Source organism: Saccharothrix texasensis, from assembly GCF_003752005.1.
GTDB classification, from domain to species: domain Bacteria; phylum Actinomycetota; class Actinomycetes; order Mycobacteriales; family Pseudonocardiaceae; genus Actinosynnema; species Actinosynnema texasense.
The window spans coordinates 1,324,784-1,339,153 of the sequence record NZ_RJKM01000001.1 but is presented as its reverse complement, the minus strand read 5'-3'; the positions used below and the strand labels follow the sequence as shown (position 1 = coordinate 1,339,153).

8 protein-coding genes are annotated in these 14,370 nt (G+C 73.2%); 6 read left to right on the top strand and 2 right to left on the bottom strand.

The window, feature by feature from the left end:
• The first annotated feature begins 261 nt into the window (after window positions 1-261).
• Window positions 262-687 (top strand): hypothetical protein, encoded by a 426-nt coding sequence (locus EDD40_RS04990; protein ID WP_123741840.1) that lies wholly within the window; start codon window positions 262-264, stop codon window positions 685-687.
• Window positions 688-998: 311 nt separating this feature from the next.
• Here EDD40_RS04990 and EDD40_RS04985 read toward each other — a convergent pair whose 3' ends face one another.
• Window positions 999-2,366: an NsdA family TPR-like regulatory protein gene (locus EDD40_RS04985; RefSeq protein WP_148088688.1), complete on the bottom strand. Its 1,368-nt coding sequence runs from the start codon at window positions 2,364-2,366 to the stop codon at window positions 999-1,001.
• A gap of 732 nt (window positions 2,367-3,098) precedes the next feature.
• Here EDD40_RS04985 and EDD40_RS04980 point away from each other — a divergent pair.
• Both EDD40_RS04980 and EDD40_RS04975 read left to right on the top strand, forming a co-directional pair.
• Entirely contained in the window at window positions 3,099-3,455 is a 357-nt protein-coding gene (locus EDD40_RS04980; protein ID WP_246037414.1) for a response regulator transcription factor, read from the top strand.
• A gap of 299 nt (window positions 3,456-3,754) precedes the next feature.
• Window positions 3,755-4,219 (top strand): helix-turn-helix domain-containing protein, encoded by a 465-nt coding sequence (locus tag EDD40_RS04975; protein ID WP_170184950.1) that lies wholly within the window; start codon window positions 3,755-3,757, stop codon window positions 4,217-4,219.
• Here the strand turns inward: EDD40_RS04975 and EDD40_RS41415 are convergent.
• On the bottom strand, window positions 4,206-4,364 hold the full coding sequence (locus EDD40_RS41415) for a hypothetical protein (protein ID WP_170184949.1): 159 nt from the start codon (window positions 4,362-4,364) through the stop codon (window positions 4,206-4,208). The two genes, EDD40_RS04975 and EDD40_RS41415, sit on opposite strands and share 14 nt — an antisense overlap.
• A gap of 916 nt (window positions 4,365-5,280) precedes the next feature.
• Between EDD40_RS41415 and EDD40_RS04970 the strand changes: the two genes are divergently transcribed.
• From EDD40_RS04970 to EDD40_RS04960, 3 genes are all read left to right on the top strand, one after another.
• Window positions 5,281-6,936 carry a PfaD family polyunsaturated fatty acid/polyketide biosynthesis protein gene (locus EDD40_RS04970; protein WP_123747770.1) on the top strand — a complete coding sequence of 552 codons (1,656 nt, stop codon included), beginning with the start codon at window positions 5,281-5,283 and terminating at the stop codon, window positions 6,934-6,936.
• A 30-nt stretch (window positions 6,937-6,966) separates the two neighbouring features.
• Window positions 6,967-12,660 (top strand): type I polyketide synthase, encoded by a 5,694-nt coding sequence (locus tag EDD40_RS04965; RefSeq protein WP_123741837.1) that lies wholly within the window; start codon window positions 6,967-6,969, stop codon window positions 12,658-12,660.
• Between the two features lie 105 nt (window positions 12,661-12,765).
• Window positions 12,766-14,310 carry a GMC oxidoreductase gene (locus tag EDD40_RS04960; protein WP_170184948.1) on the top strand — a complete coding sequence of 515 codons (1,545 nt, stop codon included), beginning with the start codon at window positions 12,766-12,768 and terminating at the stop codon, window positions 14,308-14,310.
• Window positions 14,311-14,370: the final 60 nt, after the last annotated feature.

The window sequence follows — 14,370 nt, the reverse complement described above, 5'->3', positions numbered from 1 at the left end:
GGCGTCGTTACCTCCGGAAGTGGCAGTTCAAAGGCGGGATGCGTCACTCACTTAACTCTCCGTCACAGGTTGATTACCATTGACTGTGATGTAGGTCACTACAGTTTTGGACGCCTTTACCGTCTCATTTGTCAGGATTTGCTGCCGCTTTCGCTTGCTTTTACGAAAAAATATCGCCTGATTCACTCAATTCGGTGAAGAATTCGTTCGGGGCCACCCCTATATTGGGTGGGCGCACGACCGCGACCGGGAGGCCCGACCATGACCGTCGACGCACGCCTGCACGTCCGGGCCGCCGTGTGGGGCCACGCGGACAACCGCATCGCGGTCCTGCTCCTGGAGGGCGGCTTCGCGCCCGCCGGCCTCACGTCGAGGGGGTTGACCCTGGTGTCCTCGGTGGACCGCGTGGCGCTGCCCGTCACCGCCGCGTGGCGCGTCCACCTCGACGCCGCCGGCGCCCTCACCGTCCACTGGCCCCACCGCCGGCCACTGCTGGACGCCGTGCCGGTCGAGCAGCCGGACGCGTGGCGGTGGGCGGCCCGCCGCCGGGGAGCGGTGCTGCTGCTGCTCGGCGACCACGTGGGCCTCACCGAACCGGACCCGGCCCACCGGCGAACCCTGCTGGCCGCCGCCGCCTCCCGAGGCGCGCTCGCCGCCACCGCCGCGCCGTTCACCACCACCCGCTGAACGCCACCACCGGACTCGAACGCCCGCCACGGCTCGCAACCAACCGTCCCCGCGCGCCCTCCGCCGGAGTGGTCGAGCGGATCGGGTACGTGCCGGGCGAAGACCTTCCGGACCTGTGCGTGCCGGTGACGCCGCCGCGGGGCGGTTCCGGTCCCAGTCGGACGACGGGGCCTCACCACGGCCATGGCGGTGGTACCGCGGCCACCGCGTGGCGCCGGCCGACTGCGACGGCCAGGGCACGGTCGGTGTCGGACCCGGACTGATCACCGGATCACCGCGGTGCCGGCGCGTCTTGCGCGGTCCGGCGACCCTCAACGTTCGACGGGTGGCGTCGCAGGGTGGTGGGCCAGCTCTTCCCCTCGTCGCAGTACTCGGTCGACCAAGGCGTTGTCGCGATGGGGTCGGAGGTTGGTGGCGAACGAGCGCAGGGCCGAGCGCACGCGTCCGGAACGGACCCAGGTGCACTCGTCCAAGAACCACTGCCAGGTCGTGCAGGCTTGTTCGAGGTTGCCGCGGCGCAACTGCAACTCGGCCAGTTGGTGCGTGGTGAGGAGGCGCGAGCGGCGCTCGCCCTCGGGTCGGCGGCGCAGCGATGCGCGCAGCGCGATCTCGGCCTGCCGGTGGTCGCGCAGGAACGCCAGGGCCTGACCGGTGAGGTGCCCCAGGTCGGCCTCGTCCGTGGACGCGGTGGACCGCGGTGCGTCGTCTGCCTTCGCGAGGTGCTTTTCGGCTCGGGTCAACCGCGCGAGGGCCGCTCGACGGTCGAGAAGCGCGGCGTGTGCCACGGCCGCCTGCCCGAGGAGCACCGCGTGCGTGCCGGGCGACGTGGAGGTCCCTGCGTGGTCGACCGCGGCGTCGGCCAGCAGGGCGGCCTGGCGGTGGTGCCCGAGGAAGCACGCCTGCGCGCTCATGCCCCGCAGCGTCATGGCTTGGCACTCCTCGTCGTCCACCTCACCGGCCAGCAGCAGCGCCACCCGGTAGTAGTGCTGGGCCAGGTACTGGCGGAGGTCGTCGAAAGATTTGAAGCCGATCAGGTAGGTCAGCGCCGCCACCTGGCTGACCAGTCGGCCGCTGACGCGTGCGGTGGGGGCCGAGCGCAGCCGGCCCAGGACGTCGCCGGACAGGTAGGTGACGAGCGCCAGGCGGGCATGCCCACCGCCGAGCGCCTGGTCGGCGGTCCTGGAGACCGAGGTCATCGCGGCCAGCGCGGTGCCGAGCCCGGGCTCGGGGATGCCGTCGTGGAGGGAGCGAGGCCCGTCCGGGTGGTCTTGCCGCGGCGGCACCACCAACCAGTCGGCCCGGAACGGCTGGTCGCGCAGGCCGGCGCGTCGCTTCGGGTCCAGGTCCGATTCGGTCAAGCGGTGCAGCGCCGCCAACCCGGAACCAGGTTCGGGCAGGTGGGCGACTTCTTCGGCAGCGAGGTCGCCCAGGCCCGTGTCCGCCGCCGAGACGGAGCAGCAGAGCCTGCGGGACAGCGCCTCGGCGGCGAAGGCCGGGACCGGCGGCCGCGGGCGGGTACCGGACAGCCAGTGCGAAACGCTGGTGCGGTCGTAGCGCAGCGCGGTGCCGGCTTCCGCGGCCACGCGGTTCACCGCCAGGGAGAAGCTGTGGTTGGTCCAGCGCGCTTCTCGCAGCAGGGCGCGGAGCAGATCGTTGGGCGTGTGGTTCCGCGGTGTCACGATGCTCCTGGCCGAAGACGTGGTGCCGAGCGGTGGGCGCCCCGCGTTGGCGAGGTGGTCGAGGTGGCAGAGCGGCACGTGGCTCGGCATGCTCGAACTTCGCACTCAGTCAAGTGGCGAGCCGGGAGTACTGCAATCGAACGTTGGGGCTGGTCCTGTTGGGTGATCCCGGTGAGGTCAACGGCGTGATCGACCAGGATGCCGTGCGCTTTCCCGCGACGGGACCGCTCTTGTCCAGGACCTGGGTTCGCACCGTCCACCGCGGCACGGTCGTTCGTGGCCGTGGGTTGCGAGGACTCCGGTGCGGCGCGAACCGTCGGAGTGGGCGACGTGCGCAACGCGATGCCGGTCTACCGGCTTTACGATTTTCGGGTGGAGCGAATGCGCTCATCGGCCCAAGTCGCGCACGCCCCGCCAAACAGGCGCATCCGATAGCACGAAAGCGGCCAAGGCCGGTTGGACGTGCACGCCCGACCGTGGTCGTCGGGTGGTCGCCGAACCGGAGACGCACGGGTTCGGGCGCCGGTACCGCCGGACAGCGGCGCGTCTCCCTGCCGGACGGCAGCGTGATTCTTGTTCCGCCATTCCGGGACGGATGTGTGCGGATTCCGCCCGCTGCGGCCGACAAACGATCGGGCCCCCTGAACGGAGCTATTGTCCTGCGCGCCGGTTCACTACTTTGTTGCCTAGAGCGGCAGTGGGGTAGGTCGTGAAGGGTGGGAGGGGTTGCGCGTGGGCCCGGTGAACCCCGAAGAGGTCGCCGGTGGTGACCTCACCATGGAGCAGTTGATCCAACTCGCGCGCGCCCATCAGGATCTCGTGCAGGAGCTGTTGGGTCAGCTGTCCGACAAGTGGTACACGATTCGTCCCGATGCGGCGGGCGAAGACGACTACGTCGTCCGCTGGAAGTTCACCGCGAGGGAGGACAGTGTCGCGCGGCTGCTCGTGGAGGGGTTTTCCAACCGCCGGATCGCCCGCAGGCTGGGGATCTCCGAGCGGACGGTGAAGAACCACTTGCAGTCGATCTTCCACAAGTTGGGTGTCGGTGATCGGACCAGAGCGGTCATCAAGCTGATTCGCCACATGTGACCGGCTCGCCCCGGTCGCCGTTACCGCGCGGGGTTCCTGTCCGCTTCTCCGAGTTTTCCTTCAACACGCTCAACAATGCCTGCCCGCACGTCGGGGGAGGGTGAGGCCGCGTCGCGTAGCGTGAATCGCGGGCTGGGTCGATCGCGGCGCAGCAGTGCGGGTCGCCGGTCAGCGGTGTCCGGTGACGTCCGCTTTCGACGTCGAAGTGGGCACAGCCGGTGGTGGAGGTTTCACATTGCGCGGACAGTCCTGCGGTGCGGCACGCCTCCCGACACATTCGGCACGACGAGGAGGACACGGTGACCACGACCGGTGTGAGCGTTTTTCCGCTGCCGGCGGAGTTCCCCGACGGGGACGGTGGGGACGACGCCACGCGTCTGGTGGAGCACGCCCTCCGCTGTGCCCAGGAAGCCGCGGAATCGCTGACGATCGCGGCACCGCTGCTGGCCGGTGCGGGCACCCCGGCCCCGCTGCGGGCGACGGGACCGGCCGGTCGTGGCCGGCCCGACCGCCCGTGGTTGACCGGGCAGGAGCACCGGGTGCTCACGCGCTTGGCCGCCGGCCTGTCCAACCGGCAGATCGCGCAGTCGCTCGGCATCTCCGACAAGACCGCGAAGAACTACGTGCACGCGGTCCTGAGCAAGCTCAACGCCGGCAGCAGGACGGAGGCGGCGTTCACCGCGCTGTGCGAACGCTTGGTGGACCTCGACGAGTGCCGCCGGTTGCGGGGCCCGAGCGGTGCCGGAGCGGTCAGGCCCCGGTGATCTCCGAAGACGTCACACCGAGGTCCAAGCCGTAGCCGCCGGACCGGAACGCGGAGTCCGCCAGTAGCCGGCGGTGGGCGTCGACGTCGGTGGTCGCACCCGGGCGCCGGAACTCCGCCGGCGCCCGGTCGGCCTGCGCGGGCACTCCGCCCGATCCGCGTCCGAGACGACCACTTCGCCGGCAGGGGCGGTCCGTGAGCAGCCGCTCGCCCAGCGCTTGGGCGATCACCGGCGGACCGGCGGACCCGGGACCGACCGACTCGCGGCCTCGGCGAGGACCACATCGCCCAGGGCGGCGAAAGACGCCGTGGCCGGGACCGGTCAGGACGCTGACGAAGGGAAGCCGTCGCCGACGAGCCCTCGGATCGCGTTGCACGCGCGGGCGACCTGGAGCAGGGGCACATGCCCTCCTGCATCCGCGCGCCGCCCGAACAGGACACCGGTCCGGCGACGTCCTCGGTGAAGCCGTCGGGATCGGCGAGTTGTGCGTTCCGCCCGGTGGCGCTCAGCCGCCACGTCCTCTCACCCGCCGGGCGCACCCGTGCGAGCGCGCCCACTGCACCGGCAGACTCGTGCCGCTGCCATGCGCCGACAGGCCGGTCGTCGAGCCGGTCGTCGAGCCGGTCGAGCAGGGCACGGGCGACGTCCGGGTTCCGTTCGCACTCCCGGTGCGCGGGGTCTTCGTCGCTGTCCGCACCGATCCTGCCGTGCGACCCATTCGTCGCCCCGGGGTCGTGGCTGGTGTCTTCAGCGAGCACTCCGCGCCGACGGGCCGCCGCGTGCCATGGTGCGCAGGTCCCGGGCACCCCGGTCCCGGCCGATCGGTCCACCCGGCGAAGGCGGACCGCGTCGGTCACCGTGAGCACCAGCGCCGAGTCCACGTCGGACTTTGCCGCGCCGCGGGCGGGACGGTTCATCGCGTTCATCAACCGTTCCGCCGAAACGGTTGTCGCGCCACTGCTCCGTTGCTCGTATGGAACACGACGTCGACGACTGTGGAACCGGGGCCGTTGCCGCACCGAACCGCCCACCGAACCCGCACCACCGAGAGGCAGGTCCTGATGAGCGTCCACCCCCTGACGACCCGATCGGCACAGCAGCGGGCCGGCCCTTCGGGAGCGGCGCGGACCGTCCGGTGGCTGCCGGGGGACGACCCGCCCGTGTTCGACCAGGCCGGTCTGGCCTCGCTGACCCAGCGCGCCCGGGAAGAGCTGGTCGTCCTCGACGGGGGCCCGGAGTCGGGCACCGGCCTGGCGATCGGCGGGCGGTTGGAGACCGGGCGGGCGGACGGGTACCCGGTCGTCGGGATCCTTCCACCCCTGTACCCGGAATTTCTGGGGGACAGTGCTTTCCGCGCCGCGCACGGCACCCGTTTCGCCTACGTGGCGGGCGAGATGGCCAACGGCATCGCCACCACGGACATGGTGGTGGCGATGGCCGAGGCGGGCATGCTCGGCGTCTTCGGAGCCGCGGGTCTGCCCACGCGTGCGGTGGCCGCCGCCGTGGACGAGCTGTCCGCGCGGCTGGCCGGCCGTGCCAACTGGGCGGTGAACCTGATCCACTCACCCGCCGAGCCCGTGGCGGAGGAAGAGACCGCGCGGCTGCTCGTGGCAGGCGGGGTCCCCTGCGTCTCGGCGTCGGCGTACCTGGACCTGACACCCGCGGTCGTCCGGTGCGCGGTGGCCGGACTGCGCCGCGACCGGACCGGGGAGGTGGTCCGCGCCCGGCGGGTGGTGGCGAAGCTGTCGCGGCCGGAGGTGGCCGCCCGGTTCCTGGCCCCCGCGCCGCGCGACCTCGTGCGCGCGCTGGTCGACCGCGGGCAGGTGACCGAGGAGGAGGCGGAACTGGCCGCCCACGTGCCGGTCGCCGACGACGTCACGGTCGAGGCGGACAGCGGCGGGCACACCGACAACCGACCGATGACGGCGCTGCTGCCGGTGGTCGCCGCCGTGCGCGACGCCGCCGTGCGCGAGCACCGCTACCGGTCCGCGGTGCGGATCGGCGCGGCCGGAGGACTCGGCACGCCCGAGGCGCTGGCCGCGGCCTTCGCCGCCGGCGCGGCGTACGTGGTGACCGGCTCGGTCAACCAGTGCGCGGTCGAGTCCGGGCTCTCCGCCGAGGGCAAGGAGCTGCTGGCCCGCGCCGACATCGCCGACACCGCCATGGCGCCGTCCGCCGACATGTTCGAACTGGGGGTCAGCCTCCAGGTCCTGCGGCGCGGCTCGTTGTTCGCGAGCCGGGCGCGGCTGCTCGGACGGGCCTACGACGAGCACCCCTCGCTGGAGTCGCTGCCCGTCCCGCTGCGCGACAAGCTCGAACGGGAGGTGTTCCGGACCACCGTCGAGGAGGTCTGGCAGCAGACGCGCCGGTTCTGGCTGGATCGCGATCCGGGGCAGGTGGAGCGGGCCGAGCGGGACTCGCGGCACCGCATGGCGCTGGTGTTCCGCTGGTACCTGGGGCAGTCCAGCCGCTGGGCGATCACCGGCGAGCACGCGCGGCGGACCGACTACCAGATCTGGTGCGGGCCGGCGATGGGTGCGTTCAACCGGTGGGCGGCGGGCAGCTTCCTCGACGACCCGGCCGACCGCTCGGTCGTGCAGATCGCCCGCAACCTCCTGGAGGGCGCGGCGGTGGTGACACGGGTGCAGCAGTTGCGCGTCTGCGGTCTGGCCCTGCCCCCGGACGCGTCGGTGTTCCGACCCCGCCGACTGGCCTGACCGGACAACCGAACCGAACGGAGTAGACCCATGACCGAGCAACGGACCGGGTCGCAGGTGCCGATCGCCGTGGTGGGGCTCGGCGCCCTGCTGCCCGGAGCGGCCGGTGTGGACCGCTTCTGGCGGTGCCTGGTCGAGGGACGTGACCAGCTCACCGACGTGCCCCCGGACCGGTGGCTCCCCGACGACCACTACGACCCGGATCCCTCCGCACCGGACAAGACCTACGCCAAGAGGGGCGCCTTCCTGTCCCCGGTGGACTTCGACCCGGTCGCCTACGCCGTTCCGCCGAACCAGCTCCCGGCCACCGACAGCGCGCAGTTGCTCGGCCTGCTCGTGGCCGACCAGGCGCTGCGGGACGTCGGACCACCGCTGTCGGCGGACGTGCGCGAGCGGACCAGCGTCGTGGTCGGTTCGTCCACGCTCCCGCTGCTGCCGCAGATGTCCCACCGGTTGGAGCGCCCGGTGTGGCTCAAGGCGTTGCGGGACAACGGTGTGCCGGAGGACGTGGCGCGCCGCGTCTGCGAGCGGATCACCGACCACTACGTGCCCTGGCAGGAGGCGACCTTCCCGGGTCTGCTGGCCAACGTGGTGGCAGGTCGGATCGCCAACCGCTTCGACCTGCACGGCACCAACCACACCACCGACGCGGCGTGCGCCAGCTCGCTGTCGGCGGTGTCGGTCGCGCTGGCCGAACTCGCGCTGGGCCGCGCCGACCTGGCCCTGGCGGGCGGCGTGGACACCCAGAACGGCATCGAGATGTTCCTGTGCTTCAGCAAGACACCGGCCTTGTCGCCGAGCGGTGACTGCCGACCGTTCTCCGCGGCCGCCGACGGCACGATGCTCGGCGAGGGAGCCGTCCTGCTGGCGCTCAAGCGGTTGACCGACGCCGAGCGCGACGGCGACCGGATCTACGCGGTGATCCGAGGCGTGGGCACCTCCTCGGACGGGCGCGGCACCGCGATCTACACCCCGGTGCCCGAGGGGCAGGTCCGCGCGCTGCGCCGCGCCTACGCCGAAGCGGGCTACGGCCCCGGGAGTGTCGGACTGGTCGAGGCGCACGGCACCGGCACCAAAGCCGGGGATCGAGCCGAGTTCACCGCGCTCCGGGAGGTGTTCGGCGATGTCGCGGGAACCGGCCGGCAGTGGTGCGCACTGGGCTCGGTCAAGTCCCAGATCGGTCACACCAAGTGCACCGCCGGGGCCGCCGGCCTCCTCAAGGCGATCCTCGCCCTGCACCACAAGGTGCTCCCGCCCACGATCAAGGTCGACCGACCCAATGCCGAGCTGGACCTGCCCTCCAGCCCGTTCTACCTCAACACCCGGGTACGGCCGTGGGTGCGGGCCGAGGGCACGCCGCGCCGTGCCGCGGTGTCCAGCTTCGGGTTCGGCGGATCGAACTTCCACGTCACCATCGAGGAGTACGTGCCGGCGAACGGCGGCGCCGCGCCCGGCGTGCACCGCGCCGCGCCCACCGAGCTGCTGCTGTTCAGCGCCGACGACCCCCGGGACCTGACCACGCGGGTGCGCGAGGCGGCCCGGTCGTGGGCGGCCGCCGGGGAGGGGGACCTGCCGCGCCGGGCCCGTGACAGCCAGCGGGACTTCGACGCCGGGCACACCGCCCGGCTCGCCGTGGTCACGGCCGCCGGCGGCGACACCGCCGCCGAGCTGCTCCGGGTCGCCGATGCCGTGGACCGCGACCCGCACCGCCCGTTCAGCCTGCCGGGCGGCGCGCACTACGGCCTGGGCCGCACGGGTACCGGCGGCGTGGCGTTCCTGTTCCCCGGTCAGGGTTCGCAGTACCTCGCGATGGGAGCGGACCTGGCGGTGCACGAGCCGTGTGCGCGACAGGCCTGGGACCGCGCGGCGGGACTGCGGTTGGGCGGGGAGCCGCTGCACGGGGTGGTGTTCCCGCCGCCCGTTTTCGACGAACAGGACGAGACCGCGCAGCGCGAGCGGCTGACCGCCACCGAGTGGGCACAACCAGCCTTGGCCGTGCACAGCCTCGCGCTGCTCGGCGTGCTGGAACGCCTGGGGCTGCGGGCGGACGCGGTGGCCGGGCACAGCTTCGGTGAACTGGTGGCGCTGCACCACGCCGGTGTGTTCGACGCCGACACCCTCGTCGGCCTGGCCCGTCGGCGAGGGGAGCTGATGAGCGAGAGCGCCTTGCGCGCGCCGGGGGCGATGACCGCCATCTCGGCGACCGCGGAGGAGGTCGAGTCCGCCATCGCCGAGCGGGGAGCGGGCCGGACGCTGGTCGTGGCCAACTACAACGCGCCGCGGCAGGTGGTGGTCTCCGGGGAACGGACCGCTTGTGCCGAGTTGGAGCGCGTGCTGGGGGAGCGAGGGGTCGTCACCCGCAGGTTGGACGCGTCGGCGGCCTTCCACAGCCCGCTGATGTCGGGGGTCGCCGTCCCGTTCGGCGAGTTCGTCTCGAACATCGCGGTGGGGACTCCCGTCATCCCGGTCTACGGCAACGCCGACGCCGCGGTCTACCCGTCCGACCCGGGCGACATCCGACGGCGCGTCGCCGAGCACCTGCTCGCGCCGGTCCGGTTCGCCGAGCAGGTGGAGGCCATGTACGCCGCCGGTGCGCGCACGTTCGTCGAGGTGGGTGCCGGCTCGGTGCTCACCGGGCTGGTCGGGCGGGTCCTGGCGGGGCGGGACCACCTGGCGGTGCCCCTCGACCACCGGGACCGCCACGGGGTCACGGCGCTCCAGGACGGGCTCGGACGCCTCGCCGTCCGCGGGGTCGCCCTGCGGTTCGACGCGCTCTGGGAACCGTTCGCCCTCTCCGCGGCGGACGACAACGACGACAAGAGGAGGAAGCCGACGATGACCGTACCGATCGACGGCGGCAACCACGGCAGGCGCTACCCCACCGCGGACGACCGCACGCTGCCGCCGCCCGCGCCTGCCGGGAACGACGGCGTGCGGCAGGCGGACCGCGACGGGCAGCGGCACGTGAGCGAGGCGCACGCGGAGTACCTGCGCGTCCTGACCGAGGCGCACCTGGCGTTCCTGAGGGCGTCCGGCGAACCTGCGGCATCCGTGCCCGAGGTGCCACCGCCGCCGCCTGCCGACCACGTCACGGTCCCTGCCCCGGAACGGCCGGTCGAGAAGCCACCGGAGGAGCACGCGCCCGGCCCGATCGAGCCGGACGGCACGGCCGCCCGGACCGACGAGGTGACCCGGTTGGTGGTCTCGACCGTGGCGCTGCTGACGGGTTACCCGGAAGAGGTCCTGGAGCCGGGGATGCAGCTGGAGGGCGACCTGGGGATCGACTCGATCAAGCGAGTCGAGATCTTCTCGGCCCTGCGCGAGCGGCTACCCGCGTCGGTGGAACGCGGCAGCGCGAACCTGGGACGGCTCCGCACGCTGGGGGACGTGATCGACGCCGTCGGGGGAGGAGCCCCGGGAACGGGCGGGGAGGAGGTGGAGCAGGCGGGAAAAGCGCCGGCCCCCGAGGGGGGCTCCTCGACCGTCGGTGAACACGCGCCCCGGCTGCGACGACTGGCCGTTCGCGCCCGCGCTGTACCCGCCGGTGGTCTGGCGTTGCCGGGCCTGTCCGACGGACCGCTCGTGGTCACCGACGAAGGCAGCGGCGTCGCGGCCGAGGTGGTCGACCTGCTCGCCGGGCACGGAGTGCGCGCGGCGGTGGTGGGCGAAGTACCCCCGACCGCACGCGGGGTGGTGTTCCTCGGCGGGCTCACCGCTGTCGACCGGCCCGAGCAGGCGCACGCGGTGCTGCACCGCGCGTTCCGGGCCGCCCGGTCGGTGGCGGGGGCGTTCACCGAGCGCGGCGGGGTGTTCGTCACCGTTCAGGACACCGGCGGCGACTTCGGCCTGTCCGGCAGGTGCGGCCCACGTGCCTGGCTCGGCGGGATCGCGGCACTGGCCAGGACAGCGGCGCACGAGTGGCCTGCCGCGGTGGTGAAGGCGGTGGACTGCCACCAGGGGGGCCGGACACCTCGACAGGTCGCCGAGGCCGTGGTCGGCGAGTTGCTGGGCGGCGACACCACCACCGATGTGGGGCTCGGGCCGACCGGAACGCGTGTCGTGCTGCGCGTCGTGCCCGCCGAAGCCGGGAGCGACCCCGGCGACCGGCTCGGCCCCGGCGCGGTGCTCCTGGTCAGCGGGGGCGCCCGGGGCGTCACGGCCGTGGCGCTGCGCGCCCTGGCCGCCGCCCACCGGCCGCGACTCGTGCTGCTGGGGCGCACGCCGTTGGAGGACGAACCCGAGGGGCTGGCTGACGCGGTCGACGAGGTCGCCCTGGTCCGTGCCCTCGCCGCCCGCGGCGGGAGCACACCGGCCCGGATCGGTGACCGCGCGAGGCGCGTCCTGGCTGCCCGGGACGTCCGCCGGACCCTCGCCGAACTGGCCGCAGCCGGTTCCCCGGTCCGCTATCTCGCCGTCGACGTGCGCGACCCCGACGCCCTCCGCGAAGCGCTGCACGACGTGCGTGCCCGCTGGGGGCCGATCACCGGGCTGGTGCACGCCGCGGGCGTGCTCGACGACCGGCGGATCGAGGACAAGACCGAGGAGCGGCTGGACGCGGTCTTGGACACCAAGCTGGCAGGGCTGCGCACCCTGCTCGACGCCACCCGTGGCGACCCGCTGTCGCTGGTGTGCCTGTTCTCCTCGACGTCCGGGGTGTTCGGCAACGCGGGGCAGTGCGACTACGCGATGGCCAACTGCGCGCTCGACACCGTCGCCTCCGTCGTGCGGGCCGAGCACCCCGACCGGCTCGTCCGCTCGGTGGCGTGGGGCCCGTGGCGCGGTGGCATGGTGACCCGGGAGCGGGCGCGGCGCTTCACGGACGCGGGAGTGCCCCTGATCGACCCAGCGGTCGGTGCGGCGGCGTTCGTCGCCGAGTTGTCCACCCCCGTCCACGCCGACAGCAGGGTCGTCCTCGCCGCCGGGGATGTCCGCGCCCCGGCCACGCGGTTGCGGGCGGAGGTCCGGGTGTCCCGTCGGACCCACCCGCACCTGGCTGACCACGTGCCGCTGGACGTGCCCGTCGTGCCCCTGGTGGTGACCCTCGACTGGTTCGTCCGCGCGGTGCGCGCCTGGAGACCCGGCACCGGGACGGTGGCGCTGGAGGACGTACGAGTGCTCGGCACCGCGTCCCTGCCGCGGTTCGACGGCCCGGGTGAGCGGTTCACCCTCGCCGGTGAGGAGACCGGTCGGGGCCTGCGGGTCGAGCTGCGCGGCGAGTCGGGTCGGACGCTCTGCCGCGCCGTGCTCGCCGACCCGCGCGCTCCCGGGCCGTCGGACCAGCCCGCCGGGCTGCTGCCGGTGGACGAGCCATTGGTCTACCGCCGGCCGTCGTTCTTCCACGGACCGGCCTTCCGGACCGTGGAGCGGACCCGGTGGAAAGGCCCGGCGGGGCTGGTGGCCGACATCACCGGTCTGCGCGAGCGCGGCTGGGACGGGGTGGACTGGCCCACCGACCCCGCGGCCACCGACGCCGCGTTCCAAGCGGCGCTGTTGTGGGCCCAGGCCGTGTCGGCCCACGACGTGCCGGACTTGAGCATGCTCCCCATGTCCGTCGCCGCCTACCGCCTGCACCGCCTCGGCCCACTGCCCGCCCCCGGGCGGTGCGTGGTGCGGGCGGGCGGAACCCGCGAGGACGTCGCCCGCTGCGACGTGATCCTGCTCGACCCCGACGGCGCCTGCCGGGTCGAGCTGCTGGGCGTCGAGCTGGTCCGCCGCCCCCGTTGACCGCCGGCGACCACGAGCGCCGACCGGAAGTCGAGCGGACGCACGGGGTGTGGCGGTGGTGACGCTCGTGACAAGTCAAGCGTGGCAGAACAAGGAGGACACGACGTGAGCAACCGACGCGCGACGACACCGGCGGGCCCCGACCACGTGGACCGCGAAGAACGGCACGGGGTCGTCATCATCGGCTCCGGGGTGGGCGGCAGCGTGACCGCGTTCCGGCTCGCCGAAGCGGGTGTGGACAACGTGGTGCTGGAGCGCGGCCGCCGGTGGCCGATCACCCCGGCGGAGAACACCTTCCCGCGGTGGCCTTCACCGGACCCGCGGCTGCTCTGGGTGGGCCGCCGACCGCCGGTGCCCTTGCTCTCCCGGGTGCCCTGGCTCGGGTCCGTCACCGACGCGGCCGCCCAGAAGCTCCTCCCGCGCTCCACCGGTCTGCTGGACGTCCTGCCGCACCGGAACCTCACCATCGTGTGCGGAGCGGGGGTCGGCGGCGGCACGCTCGTCTACGGCGGGATGCTGCCGCAACCGCGGGCCGAGGTGTTCCGGCGGGCCTTCCCGGCCGAACTCGACTACGAGGAGTTCGACCGGACCTACTACCCGCGCGCCCGAAGCCGCCTGGGCGCCACCGAGTTCCCCGATGACCTGCTCGCCCGATCCGAGTACCGCTCGTCCGAGATCTGGCGCGATGCCCTGGTCGACGCGGGACTCTCCCCGGAGCGAGTGCTCAGCACCTTCGACTTCGACCGCGTCCGCGCCGAGCTGAACGGCACCGCACGACCCTCGGCGGTCATCGGGCAGTACTTCCTCACCGGGTGCGACAGCGGGTCGAAGCTGAGCGTGGACCGCACTTACCTCGAGCGCGCGGAAGCGACCGGCAGGACGGAGGTGCGGCCGCTGCACGAGGTCACGGGCATCAGCCAACTCGCCGACGGCCGCTACCACCTCGTGGTCGACCACCTCGACACCGGCGGCGCGGTGCTCGAGAAGGTGGCGATCACCTGCGACCGCCTCGTGCTGGCCGCGGGGGGCGTGCACACGGCCCGGATGCTGGTCACCGCCAAGGCGACCGGGGGCCTGCCCCGGTTGAACGAGTTCGTCGGCGCCCAGTGGGGCACGAACGGCGACCAGATGTACACCGTGAAGGTCAAAGCGATGCCCCCGGGCGGCCCGCACGGCGGACCGCCCGCGTTCCTCACCCGTTCCCGCGATGGCACGGCGATGGTGACCCACGGCGGGGGCGGGGGACTCGGGAAGTCGTGGATCCTCGTCCCCGGGATGGGCCTCCCCGACCGGTTCGGGCGGTGGACGTGGTGCTCGGTCACCGGCCGACCACAGCTGGAGTGGGCCCGGGGCAGCGACGAGAGCGCCCACCGGGCCACCAAGGACCTCGTCCACCAAATGGCGCGGCACGTCGACGGCGGCGCCACCGTGCACGACCCGCTCGCCGCCCACCCCGTCGTCCTGCACCCGCTCGGTGGTGCGGTCCTGACCAAGGCCACCGACGCGTACGGACGGTTGCACGGCTACGACGGGCTCTACTGCCTCGACTCCGCCCTGATGCCGGGGAGCACCGCCGCGGTCAACCCCGTGCTGACCATCGCGGCGGTGGTGGAGCGCTGCCTCGACCACGTCGTGGACGACTTCAGGTGAGCGGATGGGGCCACCCGGCCGGCCGGGTGGCCCCGGTTGCCTCGCGCGACGGGCGTGAGC